This is a genomic window from Photobacterium sp. NCIMB 13483 (assembly GCF_003025475.1).
GTDB classification, from domain to species: Bacteria; Pseudomonadota; Gammaproteobacteria; order Enterobacterales; family Vibrionaceae; genus Photobacterium; species Photobacterium piscicola.
Genome location: NZ_PYLV01000013.1, coordinates 79,535 through 105,176, shown reverse-complemented (window position 1 = coordinate 105,176; position 25,642 = coordinate 79,535). Strand labels below are relative to the sequence as shown.

At 40.7% G+C, this 25,642-nt stretch carries 21 protein-coding genes; 11 read left to right on the top strand and 10 right to left on the bottom strand.

What is annotated here, in order from left to right:
* Nucleotides 1-28 precede the first annotated feature (28 nt).
* The 3 genes from C9I86_RS11940 to C9I86_RS11930 all read left to right on the top strand — a co-directional run bounded on the left by C9I86_RS11940 (nucleotide 29) and on the right by C9I86_RS11930 (nucleotide 4,508).
* A complete protein-coding gene (locus C9I86_RS11940; RefSeq protein ID WP_107276441.1) occupies nucleotides 29-2,890 on the top strand; it encodes a valine--tRNA ligase in 2,862 nt (953 codons plus the stop codon).
* A gap of 215 nt (nucleotides 2,891-3,105) precedes the next feature.
* A complete protein-coding gene (locus tag C9I86_RS11935; RefSeq protein WP_107276440.1) occupies nucleotides 3,106-3,519 on the top strand; it encodes a DUF2061 domain-containing protein in 414 nt (137 codons plus the stop codon).
* 83 nt (nucleotides 3,520-3,602) lie between these two features.
* Nucleotides 3,603-4,508, top strand: coding sequence for a bifunctional helix-turn-helix transcriptional regulator/GNAT family N-acetyltransferase (locus C9I86_RS11930; protein WP_107276439.1), 906 nt, complete (start codon nucleotides 3,603-3,605; stop codon nucleotides 4,506-4,508).
* Between the two features lie 56 nt (nucleotides 4,509-4,564).
* On the opposite strand, the gene C9I86_RS11925 is transcribed toward C9I86_RS11930, so the two are convergent.
* Both C9I86_RS11925 and rraB read right to left on the bottom strand, forming a co-directional pair.
* Entirely contained in the window at nucleotides 4,565-7,000 is a 2,436-nt protein-coding gene (locus tag C9I86_RS11925; RefSeq protein ID WP_107276438.1) for a glycoside hydrolase family 2 protein, read from the bottom strand.
* Nucleotides 7,001-7,202: 202 nt separating this feature from the next.
* Entirely contained in the window at nucleotides 7,203-7,601 is a 399-nt protein-coding gene (rraB, locus tag C9I86_RS11920) for a ribonuclease E inhibitor RraB (protein ID WP_080158551.1), read from the bottom strand.
* A 541-nt stretch (nucleotides 7,602-8,142) separates the two neighbouring features.
* Between rraB and C9I86_RS11915 the strand changes: the two genes are divergently transcribed.
* The 8 genes from C9I86_RS11915 (at nucleotide 8,143) to C9I86_RS11880 (ending at nucleotide 16,790) form a co-directional block, all read left to right on the top strand.
* Nucleotides 8,143-9,591 carry a YfcC family protein gene (locus tag C9I86_RS11915; RefSeq protein ID WP_107276437.1) on the top strand — a complete coding sequence of 483 codons (1,449 nt, stop codon included), beginning with the start codon at nucleotides 8,143-8,145 and terminating at the stop codon, nucleotides 9,589-9,591.
* A 732-nt stretch (nucleotides 9,592-10,323) separates the two neighbouring features.
* Nucleotides 10,324-11,544, top strand: coding sequence for an arginine deiminase (gene arcA, locus C9I86_RS11910; protein WP_107276436.1), 1,221 nt, complete (start codon nucleotides 10,324-10,326; stop codon nucleotides 11,542-11,544).
* Nucleotides 11,545-11,606: 62 nt separating this feature from the next.
* Entirely contained in the window at nucleotides 11,607-12,521 is a 915-nt protein-coding gene (arcC, locus tag C9I86_RS11905; RefSeq protein WP_107276435.1) for a carbamate kinase, read from the top strand.
* A 125-nt stretch (nucleotides 12,522-12,646) separates the two neighbouring features.
* Complete coding sequence (locus tag C9I86_RS11900) at nucleotides 12,647-13,657, top strand: ornithine carbamoyltransferase (protein ID WP_080158555.1); 1,011 nt, start codon at nucleotides 12,647-12,649, stop codon at nucleotides 13,655-13,657.
* A 430-nt stretch (nucleotides 13,658-14,087) separates the two neighbouring features.
* On the top strand, nucleotides 14,088-15,017 hold the full coding sequence (gene pyrB, locus C9I86_RS11895) for an aspartate carbamoyltransferase (RefSeq protein ID WP_080158556.1): 930 nt from the start codon (nucleotides 14,088-14,090) through the stop codon (nucleotides 15,015-15,017).
* Between the two features lie 15 nt (nucleotides 15,018-15,032).
* Nucleotides 15,033-15,500: an aspartate carbamoyltransferase regulatory subunit gene (gene pyrI, locus C9I86_RS11890; RefSeq protein ID WP_080158557.1), complete on the top strand. Its 468-nt coding sequence runs from the start codon at nucleotides 15,033-15,035 to the stop codon at nucleotides 15,498-15,500.
* Between the two features lie 307 nt (nucleotides 15,501-15,807).
* Nucleotides 15,808-16,293 (top strand): arginine repressor, encoded by a 486-nt coding sequence (locus tag C9I86_RS11885; RefSeq protein WP_080158558.1) that lies wholly within the window; start codon nucleotides 15,808-15,810, stop codon nucleotides 16,291-16,293.
* 110 nt (nucleotides 16,294-16,403) lie between these two features.
* A complete protein-coding gene (locus tag C9I86_RS11880) occupies nucleotides 16,404-16,790 on the top strand; it encodes a Rid family detoxifying hydrolase (RefSeq protein WP_107276434.1) in 387 nt (128 codons plus the stop codon).
* 55 nt (nucleotides 16,791-16,845) lie between these two features.
* On the opposite strand, the gene idi is transcribed toward C9I86_RS11880, so the two are convergent.
* From idi to nudF, 8 genes are all read right to left on the bottom strand, one after another.
* Entirely contained in the window at nucleotides 16,846-17,379 is a 534-nt protein-coding gene (idi, locus tag C9I86_RS11875) for an isopentenyl-diphosphate Delta-isomerase (protein ID WP_107276433.1), read from the bottom strand.
* Nucleotides 17,380-17,528: 149 nt separating this feature from the next.
* Nucleotides 17,529-18,254, bottom strand: coding sequence for a 1-acylglycerol-3-phosphate O-acyltransferase (locus C9I86_RS11870; protein WP_107276432.1), 726 nt, complete (start codon nucleotides 18,252-18,254; stop codon nucleotides 17,529-17,531).
* A 164-nt stretch (nucleotides 18,255-18,418) separates the two neighbouring features.
* On the bottom strand, nucleotides 18,419-20,698 hold the full coding sequence (gene parC, locus C9I86_RS11865; protein ID WP_107276431.1) for a DNA topoisomerase IV subunit A: 2,280 nt from the start codon (nucleotides 20,696-20,698) through the stop codon (nucleotides 18,419-18,421).
* An 80-nt stretch (nucleotides 20,699-20,778) separates the two neighbouring features.
* Nucleotides 20,779-22,662 (bottom strand): DNA topoisomerase IV subunit B, encoded by a 1,884-nt coding sequence (parE, locus tag C9I86_RS11860; protein WP_107276430.1) that lies wholly within the window; start codon nucleotides 22,660-22,662, stop codon nucleotides 20,779-20,781.
* A 215-nt stretch (nucleotides 22,663-22,877) separates the two neighbouring features.
* Nucleotides 22,878-23,456 (bottom strand): esterase YqiA, encoded by a 579-nt coding sequence (yqiA, locus tag C9I86_RS11855; RefSeq protein WP_107276429.1) that lies wholly within the window; start codon nucleotides 23,454-23,456, stop codon nucleotides 22,878-22,880.
* Nucleotides 23,456-24,280, bottom strand: a complete 825-nt coding sequence (cpdA, locus tag C9I86_RS11850; protein ID WP_107276428.1) for a 3',5'-cyclic-AMP phosphodiesterase — start codon at nucleotides 24,278-24,280, stop codon at nucleotides 23,456-23,458. Before cpdA ends, yqiA begins: the two co-directional genes overlap by 1 nt.
* Before the next feature lie 40 nt (nucleotides 24,281-24,320).
* Entirely contained in the window at nucleotides 24,321-24,749 is a 429-nt protein-coding gene (locus C9I86_RS11845) for a DUF1249 family protein (RefSeq protein WP_080158566.1), read from the bottom strand.
* A gap of 32 nt (nucleotides 24,750-24,781) precedes the next feature.
* Nucleotides 24,782-25,417 carry an ADP-ribose diphosphatase gene (gene nudF / locus C9I86_RS11840; protein ID WP_080158567.1) on the bottom strand — a complete coding sequence of 212 codons (636 nt, stop codon included), beginning with the start codon at nucleotides 25,415-25,417 and terminating at the stop codon, nucleotides 24,782-24,784.
* Nucleotides 25,418-25,642 lie beyond the last annotated feature (225 nt).

Sequence of the window (25,642 nt, the reverse complement as noted above, 5' to 3'; positions counted from 1 at the left end):
CATAGAATAGAATCCTTCTAAGAGCGCTATGGAAAAGACATACAACCCACAATCAATTGAACAAGCGCTTTATCAGCGCTGGGAAGAGGCTGGTTACTTTAAGCCTCATGGTGATACATCTAAAGATGCTTACAGCATTATGATCCCGCCACCAAACGTCACAGGCAGCCTACACATGGGCCACGCGTTCCAGGATACCATTATGGATACCCTGATCCGTTGTGAGCGTATGAAAGGTAAAAACACCCTATGGCAGGTTGGTACTGACCACGCAGGTATTGCTACCCAAATGGTTGTGGAGCGTAAGATCGCTGCTGAAGAAGGCAAAACTAAACATGACTACGGTCGTGATGCTTTCATCGATAAGATCTGGGAATGGAAAAACGAATCTGGTGGCACTATCACCAAACAGCTTCGTCGCCTTGGCGCATCTGTAGACTGGGATCGTGAGCGCTTCACGATGGATGATGGTCTATCAAATGCAGTTCAAGAAGTTTTCGTTCGCCTTTACCAAGAAGATCTACTTTACCGTGGTAAGCGTCTGGTTAACTGGGATCCAAAACTACACACAGCAATCTCTGACATCGAAGTTGAAAACAAAGATGTTAAAGGTCACATGTGGCACTTCCGTTACCCACTTGCTGATGGCGTACAAACAGCAGATGGTAAAGACTACATTGTGGTAGCAACAACCCGTCCAGAAACCATGCTGGGTGATACAGGTGTTGCGGTAAACCCTGAAGATCCACGTTATAAAGATCTGATCGGCAAAGAAATCATTCTACCTATCGTTGGCCGTCGCATCCCTATTTTAGGTGATGAGCATGCGGACATGGATAAAGGTACGGGTTGTGTAAAAATCACCCCAGCACACGATTTCAACGACTACGAAGTAGGCAAGCGTCATAGCCTACCGATGATCAACATCCTAACCTTTAATGCTGATATTCGTGATGCGGCTGAAGTCTTCACCACTAACGGCGAAGAAAGTGATGTTTACAGCACTGAAATCCCTGCGAAATACCAAGGTATGGAGCGTTTTGCAGCCCGTAAAGCTATCGTTGCTGAATTTGACGAGCTCGGCCTGTTAGAAGAAATTAAAGATCATGATCTAACCATTCCTTATGGCGATCGTGGTGGCGTGGTTATTGAACCAATGCTAACAGCACAATGGTATGTTCGCGCAGCACCATTAGCGGAACCTGCGATTAAAGCCGTTGAAAATGGCGATATCCAATTTGTTCCTAAGCAGTACGAAAACATGTACTACTCATGGATGCGTGACATTCAAGATTGGTGTATTTCACGTCAGTTGTGGTGGGGTCACCGTATTCCAGCTTGGTACGATAACGACGGTAATGTTTATGTTGGTCGTAACGAAGCTGAAGTACGTGAAAAACATAACCTTGCTCCAGTTGTGGTACTAAACCAAGACAACGACGTACTTGATACATGGTTCTCTTCAGCACTATGGACATTTGGTACTCAAGGCTGGCCAGAAAACACCGCTGATCTTCAAACCTTCCACCCATCTGATGTGTTGGTAACTGGTTTTGATATCATCTTCTTCTGGGTTGCACGTATGATCATGATGACCATGCACTTCTGTAAAGATGAAGACGGCAAAGCACAAGTACCATTTAAAACTGTTTACGTAACCGGTCTTATCCGTGACGAAAACGGCGATAAAATGTCTAAGTCTAAGGGTAACGTAATCGACCCTATCGACATGATCGACGGTATTGATCTTGAGTCTCTAGTAGAGAAGCGTTGTGGCAACATGATGCAACCACAACTTGCAGCGAAGATTGAAAAAGCCACTCGTAAGACATTTGAAGCAGGTATTGAACCATACGGTACCGATGCGCTACGTTTCACTCTTGCTGCTATGGCCTCTACTGGCCGTGACATCAACTGGGACATGAAGCGTCTTGAAGGTTACCGTAACTTCTGTAACAAGCTATGGAACGCAAGCCGTTACGTACTGATGAACACAGAAGATCAAGATTGTGGTTTCGCAGCAGGTAGCGAGCTTGAATACTCAGTTGCTGATAAGTGGATTGAATCACAATTCCAACTAGCGGCAAAAGAATTCAATACCCATATTGATAACTTCCGTCTCGACATGGCAGCAGGTGTACTTTATGAGTTCATCTGGAACCAATTCTGTGACTGGTACTTAGAGCTAACAAAACCTGTTCTATGGAAAGGCACTGAAGCACAACAACGTGCAACGCGTCATACGCTAATCACAGTACTTGAGAAGACATTACGTCTTGCGCACCCAGTTCTTCCTTACATCACTGAATCAATCTGGCAGAGCGTTAAGCCGCTGGTTGACGGTGTTGAAGGTGAAACTATCATGAACCAGGCATTGCCTCAGTTTGATGAAGCGCAATTTGATAAAGCAGCAATCACTGACATTGAGTTTGTTAAAGCGTTTATCACGAGTATTCGTAACCTACGTGCTGAATATGATATCGCGCCAAGCAAGCCATTATCAGTCATGCTAAAAGTCGCTGATGCTGCTGATGCAACACGCGTTGAAGCCAACCTTACTGTACTGAAATCTCTAGCAAAACTAGAAGAAGTGAAAGTATTGGCTGACGGTGAAGCCACCCCAGCTTGTGCAACAGCACTTGTGGGTAAATCTGAATTGATGATCCCAATGGCGGGTCTGATCGATAAAGACGCTGAACTAGCACGTTTAGATAAAGAAATCGCGAAAATGGAAGGCGAAATCAAACGCACTTCTGGCAAGCTAAGCAACGAAGGTTTTGTTGCTAAAGCGCCTGAAATCGTGATCACTAAAGAGCGTGAAAAGCTAGCGGGTTACGAAGAAACACTGGTTAAACTGACTGAGCAAAAAGCAACGATTGCTGCGCTATAACTTATTGTTTACTGACTAAATAAAAAACCGACGCTTTGACGTCGGTTTTTTTATTTCCCTCAACTGCACAATTCCCCCTTCATTTTAAAAACACGGCTCGCTTAGAAATACAGGCAAATGATAGCTTTTATCTATTGGTGATATATAAAATACCAAATTTACCTATTGAAGTAGGTTTGTAATACTCATTACATCAAATTAATGAGATTGACCTTATGAAAAAGACTCTCAGTTTTGCCATTATCCATTTTACCGTTGCTTTTAGTGTGGCATTCCTATTAACGGGCAATCTTTTGATCGGTGGCCTGATTGCTTTAATAGAACCCATGGTTAATACCGTTGCCTTCTACTTCCACGAAAAAGTATGGCAAACTAAAAAGCTCATTCAAACCCAATATTCTTCTCCAAGTAAAAAGACAATCAGTTTCGCTATATTGCATTTTAGTGTCGCTTTTACAGTGGTGTATTTATTAACGGGAGATATTCTTATTGGTAGCACCATGGCAATGATCGAGCCAACAATCAATACCTTGGCTTATTATCTGCACGAACGAGTATGGCAAAAAAAGCAGCATCATCAAAATGCGCCTCAGCAATTAATGTCAATGATGGTGTGTTTGCACCATTAATATCATAATAAGATCCTTATCACTGTTTTTGTTGTTAACCGCAACTATTATTTAGTTGCGGTTAACAACAACAAGGATATGTTATGCAACCTCAACAATTACGCCAACTTTCTCGACACTTAGTACGCCAACTAGGCATGCTTAATAACCAATGTGGTACCTTTGCATTAACCCCAGTGCAAGCTCATACCTTAATTGAACTAGAACAAGGTCCATGTAGCGTTAATCAAATGGCGATACTTTTAAAAGTTGATAAATCAAATGCCAGTCGTAATCTCGCGATGCTACTGAATCAAGATTTAATCACCACGATCTCTCATCCAACCGATCGTCGTAGCCAATTATCACAACTAACAACAACAGGACATCAAGTACTACAACAACTACATCATCAACTTAATCTCAATAGCCAGCAGATTTTAGAACAACTTGATGATGATGAAATACAGTGTTTAGCGAAAAGTTTACATCGTTACTCTCGTGCAATCACAGCGACAGAACAACAACAACAGTATAATGTTCGTAGTATTACGCCATTAGATAACGCTGCCATTGCAACAATTATTCGTAACGTATCAATGGAATATGGTCTTACAAGTGATAAAGGCTATGGTTTTAGTGATCCAACCCTCGATAATATGGCAGAAATATACCAGCCCGAGATGAACTATTATTGGGTTATAGAAAAAGACCATCATATTTTAGGTGGTGGCGGTATAGCGGCACTTGCAGGTCAAGATGGTTGGTGTGAATTGCAGAAAATGTATTTCTTACCAGAACTGCGAGGAAAGGGATTTGCAAGAAAAATAGCTGTACAAGCATTAAAATTTGCACGTCAACAAGGCTATAAAGGCTGTTATCTAGAAACAACTGCAGTGCTTAAAGAAGCGGTAGATTTATATCTATCTCTAGGCTTTGTTGAAATACCGCAACGAATGGGTAACACCGGCCATGGTGGCTGCGAAATTAAAATGATCAAAACATTCTAAAAGTACCCCTGCTTGTTAATGCTATTCAATAACAGGCAGGGGTAATTTCACTGTGACTAATAACTTTGTTTTAGATGGTAGACACGTAACCCTTGCGCCACTTCATCATAGCTTGCTGAGCCAATGTATTTAATTTGACGCTGGTGTTCCGGTACCAGAGTGAAACTTGAGTCTTCAAATCGACCTTCACCCTCAAATTCCAAATGCACAAAGAAAGCGGGCTTACTGCTACTTAGCATTACCACGATATCATTATTGTGCTCTGCAACTTCAAACCGTAAATCAGGACAAGCTAACTCACAGTATTTAGGCCGCGCTGGAAACCACGTGTTTTCAATTAATTGTTGGCCACTATGTAAATGTACATGGAAAAAACCGTCTTGTTCATGGCCGTCTAAATCTTCATTTAGCCATTCCCATACCACTTTAGTTGAGTCAGCTTCTAAATATTGAGAAATGGGCTCACGATAAAGAATTTCCCCTTCCCAACTTTGCCATACCACTTCGCCTTTTAACTCGGTATTTTTACGGCCATCATTAACGAGGTGTAATTTAAGCCCTTGTTGATCACGAGTAAACGTGGCGATTTGCGGCGCAAAGAAGCGCCGCGCATGGTAATGCAATTGTTTCCAACGGCCGCTGTATTCTAATGATGACCATGAGCTCACAGGCCAACAATCATTTAATTGCCAAAACAACATTCCACGGTTAATCGGTTTTTGAGTACGCCAATATTCAGCCGCTGTTTTCACCGCCAATGCCTGTTGCACTTGCGATAAATACAGCATATTGACAAAACCATTTGGAAACCGGAAATAGCGGGTAAACATCTCGGTAATAACCGAATTACCATGGCTACTTTTCTGATGATTTTCAAAACTTGGCGAGCTTATATTCCAATCTTGCTCAGGTAAGAAACTCTTTATCGTTGGCAATGATGGCCAAGATTGAAATCCAAATTCCGAGCAAAAACGTGGCGTTACTTGCAAATAAGTATCAAACTCTTTACCGCTATCCCACACATCCCAACAGTGCATGTCACCCCGTAGAGGATCATGGTGCCATGTATCGATAATATCTAATTCACCATTACATGGTGAACTCGCCCAAAAACGACGTGATGGATCTTCACGTTCAACCACCTCAGCTAAGGTACGATTGAGACGATCGTAATTAAGCAGATGCTTCTCACGATATTGACGCGATTCAGGATCACGATTAATCGCCCCTAGCACTTCATTATCACCGCACCACAACGCTAAACTTGGATGATCTTTTAAACGTCGAACTTGATATTCAACTTCTTGTTCAACTTCTGCAATAAAATCAGGGGTTGATGGGTACAGCGCATTAGCAAACATCAAATCTTGCCAAACAAGCAGCCCCAATTCATCACAGATATTATAAAAAATGTCTTTTTCATACATGCCACCGCCCCACACTCGCAGCATGTTCATGTTGGCCGCTGCGGCATCAGTTAATAAACTACGGTAACGCTGTTCACTCATTCGCGCAGGCATCGCATCCAGAGGGATCCAATTTGCACCACGAGCTGAAATCGGCACATCATTGACCATCACCACCATACTTTGGCCGTGATCATCATCTTCAGTAACTAATTCTAACTTGCGTAAGCCAATTTGCTTGGTAATAGCAACCCCATCAGCTTCTAAAGCTAATTTATATAACCGTTGCTTACCGTAGCCTGCAGGCCACCAATGACGGGGATTATCAATACGGAAAATAACACTGGCTTTGGTTGCTTCACGATCAAGCGTTAGACAAAAGGTTTGTCCATCAAAAGTAACCGACGCATTAGCCAGTCCTTTTTCAGAGACAACTTCATAATGTAAAGTGACCGCTAACTCACACTCTTGTTGGTGCCATTTCTGCTTGGTTGCTAAATGGCTAATGCGTACATGCTCAATCGGCTGCAATACAATATCGCCATAAACACCCAATACAGATAAACAAATACTCCAATCCCAACCACTGTGAAATTGAGGTTTACGCAACGTATTCATGAATGGAATTTGATTATTCCCTTCTGCCCACGGTACTGGGAATGGCAGTTTATCTGCACGACTTTTAGCTTCTAAATCCGCACGATGTAGCACAATTTCAATACGGTTAGTACCGACTTGCAAACAGCTTAATACATCCACCTTATGGCGCATGAACATATTTGTAAAATCAGCAACGGTATGACCATTAATGCGAATCTCAGCTACCGTATCAAGCTGATTTAATACCAAGTCCATGGCATTACACGTCAGTTGTTCGGCCGTTAATTCAAAGTGGCGGCTGACAATCCAGTCGCACTCACCGACCCACTGAACTTTTTTTTCATTGGTTGCCCAATATGGATCAGGGATCTCTTCGGCTGCATATAATGCCGAATGAACATCACCCGGCAAATCAATATGAAGGTCTTGAATTGCAGGACGTTGAATACACGCAAGCAACCACTGGCCATTAAGTGAGATTGTCATCAATCACTCCAATACTGAAGCTATTCAGTATGATTTAAATTTGTGAGGATAAACGGAAAGATTTACACGCGTCGTGATTACAGACAGTGATCACGGGTAAATTTCTATCATATCGTGAATATCAAAATTTGATATCACCGCCAAAAAGTAGAAAAAGCCAGCAAAATGCCGGCTTTTTAGAACAGAGTGGTATTATGACGACTTATTCTTCGTCTTCGCTCTCTTCTTCATCATCTTCGTCAGATTCGAAGTAGGTACCCCAACCGTCATAATCAATGCTGTGTTTTTCAGCTAGTTTGATGAGCTTTTCAGCTTGCTCATCAATAAGATCAGCATTTAGAGCTGACTCCATAACTGCATCAAAACATACAACCTTGCCACCGCCATCTTCAGGATCAAGCTCTAGCTCTTCTGCTTCTAAAACATTAAAACCAAGTTTAAATGCTTCAACCGCTGCAGCTTCTAGTTCTTCAAATGTGTCTGCAGAGAAGTGGTGCTCAATAGTGTAAAGCGCCTCTGGCTCACTGCCATCTTCAAGTAGTGCGGCGATAATTTCGCGCGTTTCTTCTTTTTGCTCTGCAATCAATTCTGCGTAAGACATGGTATCACTCCACCTATGGAATAAATTTGCTGGCAAATATCGCATGGTTTGCACTCAATTACCATATGTTACGCATCCCCCAAGCCTAAATTGATCTTAATCAAGCGTTGATGAATTAACGTTAAACCACTAAATACTCATTGTAATGCATAATATTCCATGCTTATTTCAACATTCATTCAACAATAGCCGCAGCATCAGCCCTTATCCGCCTTTCGTATATTTATTATTCGCATAGCCACCCATTTTTTTTACACTAATATCCCTCATCGAAAAATCATGCCCTGATGCATTAATATTGATGCAAAAAAACTGTGAACAATCGTTGAGTTAGTAACTATATTCCGCTTTAGAATCATGAAGTCCCAAGACCAAATGAGATTGTTTATTAGCGACTTACACCTTATATACTCAGCAACACCCGTTTTGAATAAATTACGTTTATTGTTTGTTCCCTTATTTATCCATAAGTGCTTCTTTATCACTCATGCAGACAAACACACCTTATGGTTATCATTAACCGACGGTGCAGGAGATAACCATGACGACACATACAGAAATTAAACCCGAAAAGAAAAGCTTTTTTTCTCAATTAAAATTCCCATCGGCCTACACCATTTTATTTACGCTTATTGCTTTAGTTGCCGCGCTGACATGGGTTGTACCAGCTGGTCAATATGATCGTGAAATGAATGTAGATCTTGGCAAAGAAGTTCCCATTACAGGTACCTATAAGCCCGTTGATAGTAATCCTCAGGGCGTTATTGATGTCTTACTTGCTCCTATCGATGGCTTCTATAACCATGAGTCTTATGAAGCCGCAGCCATTGATGTGTCATTATTCATTTTAATTATTGGTGGTTTTTTAGGGTTAGTGACAAAAACAGGAGCCATTGATGCAGGTATTGAGCGCGTCACGGCCCGCCTGCATGGTAAAGAAGAATTAATGATCCCGATTCTGATGGGTCTGTTTGCCGCTGGCGGCACCATTTATGGTATGGCAGAAGAATCATTACCTTTTTATACCTTATTAGTTCCGGTAATGATGGCGGCACGGTTTGATCCTCTTGTCGCTGCGGCAACTGTATTACTGGGGGCTGGCATTGGAACATTGGGCTCGACGATAAACCCATTTGCAACAGTTATTGCTTCTAATGCGGCAGGCATACCGTTCACTGATGGCATTATGTTACGGATTATTATTCTAACGGTTGGCTGGTTAATCTGTGTTGGTTACGTCATGCGCTATGCAAAAATGGTGCGCGAAGATAAAACAAAATCAATTGTGTATGACCAATATGAACAAAATAAAGCGCATTTTTTAAGTAATCAATCTGACCAAATGCTGGAATTCACCACCACCCGTAAAATTATTCTGGCGATTTTTGGACTCTCGTTTGCAGTAATGATTTACGGCGTTGCTGTTGCTGGTTGGTGGATGCCACAAATATCTGCCATGTTCCTTGGTGCCTCGATTCTGATTGGCTTTGTATCACGAATGAGCGAGGAAGATTTTTCAACCAGCTTTATTGATGGGGCGCGAGATCTGCTTGGCGTGGCGTTAATTATCGGTATTGCGCGTGGTATTGTGGTGATCATGGATCGCGGCATGATCACAGATACCATTCTAAACTCAGCCGAGCACATCGTCACCGGCCTCTCAGCGGTGGTATTTATCAATGTGATGTATATATTAGAAATACTACTGTCATTTTTAGTGCCATCAACTTCAGGGTTGGCAGTACTCACCATGCCGATTATGGCGCCATTGGCTGATTTTTCAGGGGTCGGACGAGAGCTCGTTGTAACGGCTTACCAATCTGCGTCAGGTGTAGTGAATTTAGTTACTCCCACGTCTGCTGTAGTAATGGGAGGGCTTGCGATTGCACGCGTACCTTATGTTCGATGGTTAAAGTGGGTCGCACCATTATTAGGTATTATTATTGTATTTACGATGGTGGTATTAAGTATTGGCGTAATATTAGTGTAGATCTTTAATTTCCCCATCAAATCATTTTAAATAATTAAAACCGCCCTTGGGCGGTTTTTTATTTTTCAGTCTAAATAGAATTAGATTTTTTTATTATCATTTAATTTATCACTATACTTGTTGTTAATATTTTTATTATTCCTTACGTCCTACTCTTATCTCTACTCTATAACTCTATAACTCTATAACTCTATAACTCTATAACTCTATAACTCTATAACTCTATAACTCTATAACTCTATAACTCTATAATACATATTTAAATAAAAAAAATAACATTAAACTAGTTTAATAAATAATGAATCAGCATCACAAAAAACACTTTAAAAATTAAATACCCAGCGCATAAATACCATTATTTAAAATAGATAATCATATTAGATGAATATTATTCAACAGCATTAAAACTTATTTAAAATAACAAAATGAATAAAATCCCACATTAAAAATAAATACCAATTAAAAACAATAACATAATATAAGAAGAATTCTTAAAAAAACATCAAAACCACATAATAAACCAGGCTGTATTTTTATTTTTTCACTATTATTTTTTGCAAATAACCACCATAACCTAGCTAAGTTATTAATAATTAAAGTGTGATAACGGTCTTATACAAATATAGTTAACCACGTAGAATTAATTGCATAAACAACACGCAATACTTATTTAACGCTTCGTAACTTTAAACATAGCCAATCATTAACAGGCATAAATAGAGAGATACTATCATGAGTAACTTTTATGTGGGTTCTGAAATAGGTCAACTACGCCGCGTACTAATCCATCGTCCAGAGCGTGCTTTAAATAATCTTACACCATCTAATTGCCAAGATTTATTATTTGATGATGTTTTATCCGTTGAAAAAGCGGGTGAAGAACATGATGTATTCGCGAATACTTTACGCCAACAAGGTGTTGAAGTTTTATTATTGCAAACCATGTTAAGTGAAACATTAGCTATTCCTGAAGCCAAAGATTGGTTGCTATCAACGCAAATATCAAATTACCGCTTTGGTGATACCTTTGCGAATGACATTCGCTGTTTCTTAGCTGACTTACCTCACGCAGAACTCGCTTCCATTTTATTAGGCGGTTTAAGTTACGCCGAATTGCCACTGCAATCTTCTTCTATTATGCAAAGAATGCATTCACCTTGTGACTTTATTATTAAGCCATTACCTAATCATCTTTTTACTCGTGATACCTCATGTTGGGTGTATGGCGGTGTTTCTATTAACCCGATGGCTAAAGAAGCGCGTCAACGTGAAACCAACCACTTACGTGCTATTTACCGCTGGCACCCAACGTTTGCAGGCCAAGAGTTCATAAAATACTTTGGCGATGAGCAAAATGCTTATGACAAATCCACTATTGAAGGCGGTGATGTTTTAGTTATAGGTAAAGGCAGCGTGTTAATCGGTATGTCAGAGCGCACCACACCACAAGGTGTTGAAGCATTAGCCGCTAGCTTATTTAAGCACGGCCAAGCCAAACAAGTGATTGCAATGGAATTACCAAAGCATCGTTCATGCATGCACCTTGACACCGTTATGACGCATATGCGTGAAGACACTTTCTCTGTTTACCCTGAAGTTATTCGTAAAGATGTCCAATGCTGGAGCCTAACTGGCGATGCTTACGGCAATGTTAAAGCTAAAGAAGAAAGTTATTTTGTTCACGCTATCGAAAAAGCTTTGGGCGTTGATCAACTTAATTTAATTACCACTGGTGGCGATAACTTTGAAGCTGAACGTGAGCAATGGAACGATGCTAACAACGTATTAACCGTCAGCCCTGGGGTAGTTATTGGTTATGAGCGTAACACTTACACCAATGAAAAATACGATAAAGCAGGCATCACCGTATTACCTATTCCTGGTGATGAACTTGGCCGCGGTCGCGGTGGTGCTCGCTGCATGAGTTGCCCAATTGAGCGTGATGGTATTTAGCCCAATAACAAAGGCTGGTGCGACTACCGACCAGCCACTAATAAATACGGAGAGACACAGCGATGACTAAACAAACTGTTGTGGTTGCCCTTGGTGGCAATGCTTTATTACGCCGCGGTGAGCCTTTAGAAGCCAGCATTCAACGTCAAAACATTGCAACAGCGGCCAAAACTATCGCAGCAATTGCGCAACAATATAACGTGGTATTGGTACATGGTAACGGTCCTCAAGTCGGGTTACTGGCACTGCAAGGATTGGAATATAAAAAAGTCATGCCTTACCCATTAGACGTGTTGGGCTCTGAAACACAAGGCATGATCGGCTATATCTTAATGCAGGAATTAAAGAATTTACTGCCAGAACAAGATGTCTCTTGCATGCTCACTCAAATGCTCGTTGACCCACAAGATCCGGCTTTTGCTGATCCAACCAAGCCTATTGGTCCTGTATATCAAGAAGCTGAAGCGCGTGAGTTAGCGGAGAAGTTCCAATGGACGGTAAAGGCTGACGGTCAATATTACCGCCGCGTGGTACCAAGCCCACAACCGATTGGCATCGTGGAATGTGATGCAATCGAAACCTTAATTAAACGCGATCACTTAGTCATTTGTACTGGTGGCGGTGGTATTCCCGTTAAACGTGAAAATAACAAACTGGTTGGGGTTGAAGCTGTAATTGATAAAGACATGTCAGCGGCTTATCTCGCCAAGCAATTAAACGCCGATGCCTTGCTTATTTTGACTGATGCCGATGCTGTTTATCTTGATTGGGGCAAAGCAACCCAAAAAGCCATTTCCAGCGCCACACCACGTGCATTATCGCAGTACAGCTTTGATGCGGGCTCTATGGGTCCCAAGATTGAAGCTTCCTGCGAATTTATTAAGCAAGGTGGAAAATTAGTCGGTATCGGCGCATTACATGACGGCTTAGAGATTCTAAAAGGGCTTGCAGGAACAAATATTATTGCAGATAAGTAGAATAACTATTCACAAACAATAAAAAATAAGATACACATATTATTAACATTAAATATTTTTGAGTAACTCAACTATAACATAAAAGATTCAGTCGAAGAGATACTGAACCTTAAGAGGGATACATCATGGCTTTTAATCTTCGTAATCGTAACTTCCTAAAATTACTTGATTTCACTCCTCGTGAGATTCAACATTTACTTGAACTATCGGCTGAATTAAAAAAAGCAAAATACAATGGTTATGAGCAACCACGCCTTAAAGGTAAAAACATTGCGCTGATCTTTGAAAAAACCTCAACCCGTACGCGTTGTGCATTTGAAGTTGCCGCTTTTGATCAAGGCGCACAAGTTTCTTACTTAGGTCCTTCTGGCTCTCAGATTGGCCATAAAGAATCAATGAAAGACACCGCTCGTGTATTAGGTCGTATGTACGATGGCATTGAATACCGTGGTTTTGGACAAGCTATTGTTGAAGAACTTGGCGCATACGCAGGAGTGCCAGTATGGAATGGTTTAACTGATGAATTCCACCCAACGCAAATTTTAGCAGACTTCCTAACGATGCAAGAACACGGCCGCGGCAAAGCATTACATCAAATATCATTTGCTTACCTAGGTGATGCACGCAATAACATGGGTAATTCATTAATGGTTGGTGCTGCAAAAATGGGGATGGATATTCGCCTTGTCGCACCAAAAGCTTTTTGGCCTGATGCTGAACTTGTCGCTCAATGTCGTGAGATCTCCGCTGAAACAGGCGCTAAAATCACCATGACAGAAGACGTTCAAGAAGGTGTTCAAGGGTGTGATTTCCTTTATACCGATGTGTGGGTTTCTATGGGTGAAGCCAAAGAAGCATGGGCTGAACGAATCAATTTAATGCTGCCATACCAAGTCAATATGGCAATGTTAAAAGCAACGGGTAATCCACATGTGAAATTTATGCACTGTTTACCTGCTTTCCATGGTGAAGATACCACAGTTGGAAAAGAGCTTGCTCAAGCTTACCCTATGCTGTCTAAAGGGGTAGAAGTAACCGATGAAGTGATTGAATCTGACCACTCAATTGTATTTGATGAAGCAGAAAACCGTATGCATACTATTAAAGCGGTAATGGTAGCAACACTGGGTAACTAAGTGACTATCAACAATAATAATGTTTAATACCCTGCCGTTCGCTTGAACGGCAGTTGCATATTTTTGCAGACATAAAATTCAACACAAAATAAATATCTTTACTTTTCATACAAATAAGAACATAAAACACCAAAAATCACATAACTAAAATTGCATAAAAATCCGTAGATTGAATAGTTAACGCAAACGCTTGCGCCATAAAAAATAGACGGTATAATCCTTGCAATTTGCCTAGCAAGAGATAAAAAATGAACCCTGCAATCAACTCGACATTAACTCGCAGTAATCATCCTTTGATGATGGTTTGTTATTTTATTTTTCCTATTTTTCAAAAAAAAGCCTCCTTTTAATAGGGGGCTTTTTTTTGCCTAAAATTTAGCAAACAACAACCGTATTTCAATTTAATCAAACCATCATAGGGAAAGAAGCCATGGCTAATTCGCTGTTTAAAAAGCATATTATTTCTATACCAGAGCTTAATCGTGCTGAACTAGAGCTTATTATTGATACAGCTGCGAGACTAAAAGCCGAACCTAACCCGACCTTACTTAAAAATAAAGTCGTCGCTAGTTGCTTCTTTGAACCATCGACCCGTACCCGTCTTTCTTTTGAAACCGCTATCCAACGCCTAGGTGGCACAGTGGTCGGTTTTGATTCACCAGGAAATACATCGCTGGCGAATAAAGGCGAAACATTATCTGACTCAGTGCAAGTGATTACTTCTTATGTTGATGCATTTGTTATGCGTCATCCGCAAGAAGGGGCTGCACGTTTAGCGTCTGAGTTTTCTAATGGTGTACCTGTTATCAATGGTGGCGATGGTGCAAACCAACACCCAACCCAAACCTTGTTGGATCTGTTTACTATTCATGAAACCCAAGGTCGACTTGATGGTATTAATATCGCCTTCGTTGGTGATTTAAAATATGGCCGTACCGTACATTCATTAACTCAAGCATTATCAAAGTTTAATGATGTTAAATTCTTCTTTATTGCCCCTGAAGTATTGGCAATGCCGGATTATATTTGTGAAGAATTGGATGATGCAGGTATCAGTTACAGCTTGCACAACAACATGGAAGACGTCATTCCTGAGTTAGATATTCTTTACATGACTCGTGTTCAAAAAGAGCGTTTTGATGAGTCTGAATATGTGCATATGAAAGCCGCTTATATTTTAACCGCCAACATGTTAGAAAGCGCTCGTGACAACCTAAAAGTATTACATCCACTGCCACGGGTTGATGAAATCACTGTCGATGTCGATAAGACTAAATATGCTTACTTCTTCCAACAAGCAGAAAATGGTGTTTATGCGCGTCAAGCGTTACTGGCTCTTGTACTTAATGAAACTTTATAAAAAGGTGTGATGATCATGGTTAAGGAAACCCAACTAAAAGTTGAAGCAATTAAAAACGGTACTGTTATCGATCATATCCCAGCCAATATTGGTATTAAGATTCTTAAATTATTTAATATCGATGGTACAAATGAGCGTGTCACTATCGGGCTTAATTTGCCATCTTCTGCGCTAGGTGCTAAAGATCTAATTAAAATTGAAAATGTGTTTGTCACTGAAGATCAAGCCAATCAATTAGCGCTTTACGCACCAAAGGCAACGGTTAATCAAATTGAAAATTATGAAGTAGTTAAAAAGCTAAATTTATCACTACCTGAATTTATCAGTGCTATCTTCAAATGTCCAAACAGTAACTGTATATCACACGGCGAACCCGTTAACAGTGGCTTTAAAGTGCTGACTAAAAAATCAGATATTCAGCTAAAATGTAAATACTGCGAAAAAGTGTTCTCACGCCAAATCGTCACTGAATGTAATAGCTAATATTACTATTCACTCCTCTTACCCAGTAAATACACTTTCAATAACAAAGCGTAAGCGCTGGGTACTTTTTCCTCTACAAGATCACAGATTTGTTATTAATTAGCCATATTCAATAACGTTAATCAGCATCACATTGCCATTATTCACTACAATAACTCCATCTTACGTTTGTTATTTGGTGATAATGGTCATATCACCACTATATTATAATTGATATTATCCATATGAAATAGCGCGCACATTGCCGTGCCGATAATTTATATCGCCAACCCATTATTGATCCATACATTGCCAAGGAGTGACTTCAATGGATATCCAACCCCCAGCAATCGATCATCATTATTGTAATGATAATATGACATCAGCATGTAAACGTTTATTACAACAACAAAGCTTTACAACGCAAGATGATATTCGGTATCAATTAATTGAATTAGGCTTTCACGATATCAGCCAATCAACAGTATCACGGCTATTACTACGCTTAGGCGTAGCGAAAGTACCCAATGCTGCGGGGAAAAAAATTTATTGCCTTACCACCGAAAATGAACCGATTAAAATTAATGCATCCATTGCATCACAAATAGAATTTGTCAGTCATAACCAACTTGTTGTGGTCATTAAAACTCACCCTGGTAGTGCACAATTAGTGGCACGATTAATTGATATGCAGCCTCATGTGGATATTTTAGGCACCATCGGTGGCAATGATACAGTGATGGTTGCACCAAAAGACATAACACGAATCAACCAATGCCTACAGGTAGTAAAACATTGCTTAGGGTTGAAATAGCGATTGATTACGATGATCATTAGTTGAATATAAGCGTTATTGCCCCCATATTAATTAACACTTAAAGGCGATTACCTGTGCCTTTTTATGATCATTAAATAGGATAAATCATGACAAAAATTCTTCATACAGAGCAAGCACCAGCAGCAATCGGTCCTTACGTACAAGGTGTTGATCTTGGTAGCATGGTGCTAACATCAGGCCAGATCCCTGTTAACCCACTAACAGGTGACGTTGCAGAAGACATTGCCGCTCAAACACGTCAATCATTAGATAACGTTAAAGCAGTTGTAGAAGCATCAGGCTTAGGCGTTGCTGATATCGTGAAGATGACTGTATTTGTTAAAGATCTAAATGATTTTGGTGCAGTAAATGAAGTTTACGGTGCATTTTTCGATGAACACAATGCGCCTTACCCTGCTCGCTCTTGTGTTGAAGTTGCGCGTCTACCTAAAGATGTAAAAATTGAAATTGAAGCGATTGCTGTACGTAAATAATCGTTAAAAAAGCGATCACGAGACTGAAATTAGTGATCGCTTTTTATTATTAGAATTAAGAATAAGACTGTTCAGCCATTGCAAATACCTGCGCAAACCATGCGGTAAATAACTGCGGGGCTTGTTGTAATTGCAACTGCAACTCCGCGATAGACCACCAACGATAAGCCATCACTTCAGCAGTATTAGGCGTAAACACCAAACCATCACCCTCTGCGATCAGCACATGATCTAACTCATGCTCAATTAACTGTTGATCCAATGTCGCGTAATAACAAAAATGACCCACATCGATTAAGTGGGTTGATAGCGTAATACCCATTTCTTCTTGTAAGCGACGAATACCCGCTTGGCTAAATGACTCCCCTTGACGAGGGTGAGAACAACAAGTATTGGTCCACAAACCACCGCTATGATATTTCTCTAGTGCGCGTTGATGTAATAAATACTCACGCCCAGAGGGAGTATCACGATAAAGTAATACTGAAAACGCCAAATGCAATGTGCCATCACGGTGAGCCTGCATTTTTTCTTGTAGACCAAGTTCATGGCCTTGTTCATCTACTAATACTACATATTCTTCAGTCATGATTATCTTCTACTTTTATATCAAAATATTGCTTTTTGTTATTTATTAACAATAAAACAAAACAAGGACATGTTCATAAAACATGTCCTTGTTAATGATGCTCATGTTATATCTTTTAGCTATATTTATTAAGCTTTAAATAGATACAATTAATGTTTATTGCGTTGAGCTACTTCTTGATCTAATTCTGCTAGCTTCACAGCCATTAGATCACGACTTTGGGTTAATAAGTTACGAACATCTTCTTTACCCAAGCCAACCGTCGCAATCGGCTTCATTACCTCAACGATCACAAGGCCATTATCCCAACGGTTTAGTTTTACGTTATCAGTTGAACTACAAACAATGGGTACAACAGGAACTTGAGCACCGATAGCGGCATGAAAAGCGCCTGTTTTAAAAGGCAATAAACCACGTCCACGAGAGCGTGTACCTTCAGGGAACATCCATACTGAGACTTTATTTTTTTTAATTTTATCCACAACCTGACCAATAGTGCCAACCGCTTTACTGCGATTTGCACGATCAATGAGAATGTTACCTGTGATCCAGTATAATTGCCCAAACAATGGGATCCAGACTAAACTTTTTTTACCTACGGTTACTGTTCGCTGCATAATTGCACCAGAAACAGTAAATAAATCATAAGTATTTTGGTGGTTAGCAATATAAACCGCTGGACCTACTTGATCAGCATCTTCAGCATAACGGATTTCAAGTTTAATCCCGACAACCCGCGACATTTTGCTAAAAAGCCGCCCAAAAGTATAAACATGTTTAGGGTTTCGAGGGCTAAATAAGCAATAACCACAGCCAAAGACAAAGGTTACAATCGCAAAGATCGCGACCGCAATCATGCGTAAAATATAAATCATTCAAACACTCCTCAGCGTACAAGTGTGCGCCAGTATACCCACAGCAAAGAAAATTACACCTGTTATATGGATCTATAACGTTATAATCAACAACACAACCTACACACATAAATCATTAAAAAACCCTCAATAAAAAGAGGGCTTTATGGTATCTATCACCGTCATTAACTGTCGGTTAATTGATCATCGGTTGCTGTTTGCGGAGAATCAATTTCAATATCAGTCACACGTTGCAAGCCTCGTGGTAACATTGAGCCTCGACGTCCTCGCTCACCACGGAAGTTCTCAAGATCACTTGGTTTCAGACCTAACTTTCGCTTACCTGCATACAAGGTGACATGACTATCAGCTGTGATCACCATCAAATACGACAAAAACTCTTCACGGGCTTTTGCGCGTGCTGATGGAATATTAATGATCTTATTCCCCTTGCCTTTACCCAACTGTGGTAAATCTTTAATTGGGAATAATAGCATTCGACCTTCATTAGTGATGGCCATGATTTGATCATTATTAATATCAGCAATAGGCTGCGGTGGCAGCACTAAGGACTTTTCAGGTACGGTTAATAAGGCTTTACCGCTCTTATTTTTCGATACCATATCACTGCTCTTACAGATGAAACCATAGCCTGCATCGGATGCCATTAGCCATAATTGATTATCATCAGCCATCATTACCTGTCGCATATTGGTGCCAGGCGTCAGATTTAAACGACCAGTAATCGGCTCACCCTGGCTACGTGCGGATGGTAAACTATGAGACTCAAGCGCATAACTACGACCATCTGAACCTAAGAATATCGCGGGTTGATTACTCTTACCTCGCGCGTGTGCAAGGTAGTTATCACCTGATTTATAATTAAGTGTATTAGGATCAACATCATGCCCTTTCGCATGACGGATCCAGCCTTTTTCAGACAGAACAACCGTGATCACTTCACTTGGCAGTAAATCACGCTCAGTCATGGCTTTTGCTTCTGCTCGTTCAATTAATGGAGAACGACGATCATCACCATACTTTTCAGCATCAGCGATCATTTCTTTTTTAATTAAAGTATTTAAACGACGCTCAGAACCTAATAGCTTTTCAAGTTGTTCGCGTTCTTTGGCTAATTCGTCTAATTCGCCACGGATCTTAATTTCTTCAAGCTTGGCTAACTGACGCAGTTTAATTTCTAGAATTGCATCCGCTTGGGTTGTACTTAAATCAAAGCGTGACATTAATTCAGCTTTGGGATCATCTTCACTACGAATGATCTCAATCACTTCATCAATATTTAAATATGCCGCTAATAAACCTTCCAAAATATGTAAACGGGCGATCACTTTATCTAAACGATACTGCAAACGGCGACGAACAGTACTACGGCGGTACTCAAGCCATTCTTTAATAATCGTCACCAAGCCTTTAACTTGTGGACGACCATCTAAGCCCAACATATTAATGTTCGCACGAAAACTTTTTTCTAAATCTGTTGATGCAAATAAGTGGTTCATTAACTGATCGCAATCAATACGATTAGTACGCGGTACAATCACGATTCGAGTTGGGTTTTCATGATCCGATTCATCACGCAGGTCTTCAACCATTGGCAATTTTTTAGCACGCATTTGCGCCGCAATTTGCTCCAATAATTTGGCCCCTGATGTCTGATGAGGCAACGCGGTAATAACAATATCACCGTTTTCTTTATGCCAAATAGCGCGCATTTTAACGCTACCACGCCCAGTGGCGTACATCTTCTTCAAATCAGATTTTGAGGTAATGATTTCAGCTTCAGTAGGATAATCAGGACCTTGAACAAATTCCATTAATTGCTCAAGATCAGCATTAGGATTATCGATCATGTGTACCGCAGCATTAGCTACTTCACGTACGTTATGCGGGGGAATATCTGTTGCCATACCAACCGCAATACCAGTAATACCATTTAATAGAATATGAGGTAATCGTGCTGGCAACATTTTAGGCTCAAGTATAGTACCGTCAAAGTTAGGTACCCAATCGGCTGTGCCTTGGTTTATTTCAGATAATAGGATTTCTGAAAAACGCGATAAACGTGATTCAGTGTAACGCATTGCAGCAAAAGATTTGGGATCATCAGGCGCACCCCAGTTACCTTGACCGTCGACTAACGGATAACGGTAAGAGAAAGGCTGTGCCATCAGTACCATCGCTTCATAACACGCAGAATCACCGTGTGGATGGAATTTACCTAATACGTCACCAACAGTACGTGCTGATTTTTTATATTTTGCACTCGCACTTAAACCTAACTCTGACATCGCATAAATAATACGACGTTGTACAGGTTTTAAGCCGTCACCAATAAAAGGCAAGGCACGATCCATGATTACATACATGGAATAATTTAAATAAGCGTCTTCAGTAAACTTTCTAAGTGGAAGCTGTTCAACGCCATCCATAGAGACATCAGTCATCGTGAGATAATCCGTCTTAAATAATGCGATTCGGCAAACATAATGTTTGCCGATTTAAAAATGATATACGTGGGGATGAATTATACTTCCGCCATATCGCCTTTACTTTGTAGCCAATGGCGACGATCTTCTGCGCGTTTTTTACCGAGCAACATATCCATCATTTCATTGGTTTCACTATCATCATCAATAGTTAATTGCACCAAACGACGGGTATTCGGATCCATAGTGGTTTCACGTAATTGCAGAGGGTTCATTTCACCCAGACCTTTAAAGCGTTGCACGTTGATCTTACCGCGTTTGCCTTTTAAACGCTCAAGAATGGCATTCTTTTCAGATTCATCCAGTGCATAAAAGACCTCTTTACCCAAATCGATACGGTAAAGGGGAGGCATAGCAATAAAGATATGCCCAGCTCGTACTAAGGCTTCAAAGTGCTTCATAAATAAGGCACACAACAACGTTGCAATGTGTAAGCCATCGGAGTCCGCATCGGCAAGCACACAGATTTTACCGTAGCGTAAACCACTCAAATCATCACTATCAGGATCAATGCCCAATGCGATTGAGATATTATGCACTTCTTCAGATCCCAACACTTGATCCGATGACACTTCCCACGTATTCAAGATCTTACCGCGTAACGGCATGATGGCTTGATACATACGATCACGGGCTTGTTTCGCAGAGCCGCCCGCCGAATCACCTTCCACCAAGAATAATTCAGTACGATTTAAATCTTGTTGAGAACAGTCGGCTAATTTACCCGGTAATGCAGGGCCTGAAGCGATCTTTTTACGAACGACTTTTTTACTGGCTCGCATACGGCGATGGGCATTAGCAATACAAACTTCTGCCAATAATTCAGCCAGTTGTGGCCTTTCATTCAGCCACAAACTAAAGGCATCTTTTACAACACCAGAAACAAATGCCGCACATTGACGCGACGATAAACGTTCTTTAGTTTGACCTGCAAATTGTGGGTCTTGCATTTTGACGGAGAGCACGTACGCACAGCGATCCCAAATATCATCCGCAGTCAGCTTTACACCACGCGGTAACAAATTACGGAACTCACAGAATTCACGCATAGCATCTAGCAAGCCTTGGCGCAAACCATTAACATGCGTACCACCTTGTGCAGTTGGAATCAGGTTAACGTAACTTTCAGTGATTAATTCACCGCCTTCAGGCAACCATAATAGCGCCCAATCAGCCGCTTCTGTTGCACCACTAAAGACACCGGTAAAAGGTTCTTCTGGCAATAAAGTATAGCCTTTAACACCTTCAGCCAAATAATCTTTAAGGCCATCCTCATAGCACCAAGTAACTGTTTCATCAGTTATTTTATTGGTAAATACCACTTCTAAGCCAGGGCATAACACTGCTTTAGCTTTTAAATTATTTTTAAGACGGGTAACTGAAAATTTAGCACTATCAAAATATTTAGGATTCGGCCAAAAATGAACTTTAGTCCCTTTAGCGCGACGACCACAAGTGCCAATCACTTCTAATTCAGAGACTTTATCGCCATTTTCAAATGCGATTTGGTACACTTGACCGTCACGTTTAACCGTCACTTCAACCCGATTAGAAAGGGCGTTAACAACTGAAATACCTACCCCGTGCAAACCACCTGAAAATTGGTAGTTCTTGCCCGAAAATTTACCTCCGGCATGCAATTTACATAGAATAAGTTCAACCCCAGAAACCCCTTCTTCTGGATGGATATCTACCGGCATACCACGGCCATCATCAATCACTTCTAGTGATTGATCGGCATGAAGAATGACTTCAACTTTACGAGCATGTCCAGCCAAGGCTTCATCGACACTGTTATCGATAACTTCTTGACCGAGGTGGTTAGGTCTTACCGTATCGGTATACATACCCGGACGGCGGCGTACTGGCTCAAGGCCATTTAGAACCTCAATGGCTCCAGCGTTATAGCTTTGATCTGTCATATCACGGAAATTTACGGGAAAATTTTACAAACAATAGTCAGTAACCCTCGCGTTGTTGTCAAGCGAGAGTCAGCGGAAAACTCACATTCAGTGAGTAGCGCCTCTTTTTTGGCTTTATTAAAAAGGGGCGTAAACAAGCTATTCATTTATGCTAATGCACAGAACTTGATTTATAGGGTAGCCTATCTCGTTACTCAATGAACAGATAAGTCAGGTTATAACCCTAAGAATTGAATAATGGTGGCGGGAAAACGTTCAAAATCACAAAAACCATGATCACCATCAGCCTCAATTGTTAACCGACAGTGTGCATATTTTAATGCTGCTTGGCGATAATCAAGCACTTCATCACCTTGCTGTAATAATACCCATAATAATTGCGGCTGGGTAATATTGAGCACTTCAAGCGCTTTCAATTGTTCAATATGCTGAGCCTCCAATACATAGTGTTCACCACTATATGGGTTTTGTTGAGGCCCAAGATAATCAACTAACAATTGATAAGGCTTAACCGCGGGATTAACCAATACAGCAGGAAGCTGATAACGCTCACTGAGCCACGCACTTAAATAGCCCCCCAAAGAACTTCCGACAACACCAATGGTATAGTGATCTTGGTACTGCTCAATGAGTTGTGTAAGGTATTGGCTTGCCTCAGCAGGATAGCTTGGTAATTGAGGAGCAACAACCTTTATATCCGGTCGGTGTTCGTCACAATACGCTATCATTTGCTGGGCTTTCAATGATAATGGCGAGCTATTAAAGCCATGTAAGTAAATCAATAATGATGGCATTAGTAACCAGCTGCATCTAGTTTGGGTTTAAATTGATCACCACTAATGCGATGAACGCTGGTGATGATACGTCCATCTTTAGTCAGTTCTAAATAACGCCAACCCGGATTATTATGATCTAATGCAAAATCATCAGAATCTGGCATAAACTGAATACACGTAGATGGTGTCGCCAACACACGCACATCATGGTACATACGATCTAAATCTTGGTGAATATGACCGCACAATACCGCTTTCACTTGCGGGTGGCGATCAATCACATGCCATAAACCACTATTATTATGCAGTTGATGTTGATCAAGCCACGCACTACCCGCTTCTAGTGGATGATGGTGTAATAAAATCAAAGCATGCCGCTCAGGATAGCGGGTCAGAGCGTTCTCTAATAATAGCAATTGCTCCGCACTTAATTCACCATGCGGTACACCTTGTACTTGGCTATCGAGTAAAATCATTTGCCAATAATCACCCACTAATACCTGTTGCTGAGGCTTAATTTGCTCACTCGGTAAAATGGATTGCATTGTCGGCTGAAAATCATGATTTCCAGGTAACCAAAAACACGGTTGCGACCAACGTGAGATACCATCAGCAAAACGCTGATAAGAGTATGGCGTATGGTCTTGAGAAATATCACCCGTGGCTACAATAGCATCAAAATGGCGCGCGGCAATATCTACCCCAGCGAGCACGGCATGAAAACTTTCTTTGGTTGTCACGCCAAGCAAAGAGCCTGAACCATTGGCAAACAAATGAGTGTCAGTAATTTGCAGAAGAACCACACTTTCGGGGTTAGTCTGCGGCAGCGAATAGGTCTGCAAAACGTAAAAAACCTTGTCTATTCTGAGCAATTAAGTTCAATTAACAAACGGATTGTTTACTAAGCCCGTGGCGTAAACAATGCTTCAACCAGTCACCTAAGAAAAGGTTGACTTGATGTTTCTCATTTTTTTGATGCATACGCAAGTTAGGATAATCATATATTGGCTTGAGACGAGAAATCTGTTGAGCAGCACACACTTCTGCTACCTTAGCGTCATGGTATAACCGCACAGTTAATAAGGGGGCTAAATACTCAGCCACTGCCTTACTCTCAACTAAACCTAATGTTACCACTGTGGTGTAACGTGTTGTTTCAATAACTTCTAACTGGTATACATCATCACACACTAGGTATACGTGTTTATCTCCAACAGCATCACTGCGAGGCAATAACGGAAGGAGTTTAGCGTAATTGGTTTCATACAAGCGCATTAGGCTTGTCAAATCAACAGTATACCTTTTATTCAAATCATTCCCCTAGGATTATAAGATAATTTATTTTATGCCTGTCGCAAACGTTGATGATGAAGTTGCAGCCATTGTAATGCGATAATTGTAGCTGCGTTTTCAATTTTACCAGATTCTAGCCATTGATAAGCCTGATTTCTGGAAACAACATGTACACGAATATCTTCTGATTCACTCGCAACCCCGTGTATCCCTTGGGCTAAACGACTATCGACCTCACTAATAAAAATATCAAGTATTTCAGAACAACCACCAGAGCTAGACAAATAACGTGAAATCTTTTCAGTTTTACCAAGCACTAAACCCGATTCTTCAGTTGCTTCTCGACGTACCACTTGTTCTGCTGATTCATCGTCATGATCAAGCATACCAGCCACAATTTCTAACTGCCATGGCTGACAATTAGCCGCTAACGCACCCACGCGAAACTGTTCAATCAATACCACTTGGTCACGCACAGGATCATAGGGTAAAACGGCGGCGGCATGACCACGTTCAAATAATTCACGCTCAAACTCTCCGCTCCAACCACCAGCAAACAGCTTATGCCGTAAACGGTATTTGATCATTTTAAAAAAACCGTCATATACTGTCTTGGTTGATATAACCTCGACATCATTCCGATGAAATGTCTGAGACATAGATAAATTATCTGATCCTTTAGTCATGATTTTCTCCTTTGACGATAAATATCAATTAAAAGTTCATCAACTCCAACCGATATTGTATCAAACTTAAGTAATATTCCTTGTAGTTATACTTTAAGTGTAATATTCCACTTTTAATGTTTAAACAATTAAATATCATGTATCTTTTTGACACGGTGTTTATTAAATCGATTACAATAAGTTTATTATCGAATGTTAGAATACAGTCATTAGGTAAAACTACGT

Bases quoted from the DNA above. Each gene is read 5' to 3' on its own strand.
- C9I86_RS11930 (WP_107276439.1), top strand. From the start codon at position 3,603: ATGCAACCTCAACAATTACGCCAACTTTCTCGACACTTAGTACGCCAA.
- yqiA (WP_107276429.1), bottom strand. From the start codon at position 23,456: ATGCCATCATTATTGATTTACTTACATGGCTTTAATAGCTCGCCATTA.
- nudF (WP_080158567.1), bottom strand. From the start codon at position 25,417: ATGACTAAAGGATCAGATAATTTATCTATGTCTCAGACATTTCATCGG.
- idi (WP_107276433.1), bottom strand. From the start codon at position 17,379: ATGACTGAAGAATATGTAGTATTAGTAGATGAACAAGGCCATGAACTT.
- C9I86_RS11935 (WP_107276440.1), top strand. From the start codon at position 3,106: ATGAAAAAGACTCTCAGTTTTGCCATTATCCATTTTACCGTTGCTTTT.
- parC (WP_107276431.1), bottom strand. From the start codon at position 20,698: ATGACTGATGTCTCTATGGATGGCGTTGAACAGCTTCCACTTAGAAAG.
- pyrB (WP_080158556.1), top strand. From the start codon at position 14,088: ATGGCTAATTCGCTGTTTAAAAAGCATATTATTTCTATACCAGAGCTT.
- C9I86_RS11880 (WP_107276434.1), top strand. From the start codon at position 16,404: ATGACAAAAATTCTTCATACAGAGCAAGCACCAGCAGCAATCGGTCCT.
- C9I86_RS11940 (WP_107276441.1), top strand. From the start codon at position 29: ATGGAAAAGACATACAACCCACAATCAATTGAACAAGCGCTTTATCAG.
- rraB (WP_080158551.1), bottom strand. From the start codon at position 7,601: ATGTCTTACGCAGAATTGATTGCAGAGCAAAAAGAAGAAACGCGCGAA.
- arcA (WP_107276436.1), top strand. From the start codon at position 10,324: ATGAGTAACTTTTATGTGGGTTCTGAAATAGGTCAACTACGCCGCGTA.
- arcC (WP_107276435.1), top strand. From the start codon at position 11,607: ATGACTAAACAAACTGTTGTGGTTGCCCTTGGTGGCAATGCTTTATTA.
- C9I86_RS11925 (WP_107276438.1), bottom strand. From the start codon at position 7,000: ATGACAATCTCACTTAATGGCCAGTGGTTGCTTGCGTGTATTCAACGT.
- C9I86_RS11885 (WP_080158558.1), top strand. From the start codon at position 15,808: ATGGATATCCAACCCCCAGCAATCGATCATCATTATTGTAATGATAAT.
- C9I86_RS11900 (WP_080158555.1), top strand. From the start codon at position 12,647: ATGGCTTTTAATCTTCGTAATCGTAACTTCCTAAAATTACTTGATTTC.
- C9I86_RS11915 (WP_107276437.1), top strand. From the start codon at position 8,143: ATGACGACACATACAGAAATTAAACCCGAAAAGAAAAGCTTTTTTTCT.
- pyrI (WP_080158557.1), top strand. From the start codon at position 15,033: ATGGTTAAGGAAACCCAACTAAAAGTTGAAGCAATTAAAAACGGTACT.
- C9I86_RS11870 (WP_107276432.1), bottom strand. From the start codon at position 18,254: ATGATTTATATTTTACGCATGATTGCGGTCGCGATCTTTGCGATTGTA.
- parE (WP_107276430.1), bottom strand. From the start codon at position 22,662: ATGACAGATCAAAGCTATAACGCTGGAGCCATTGAGGTTCTAAATGGC.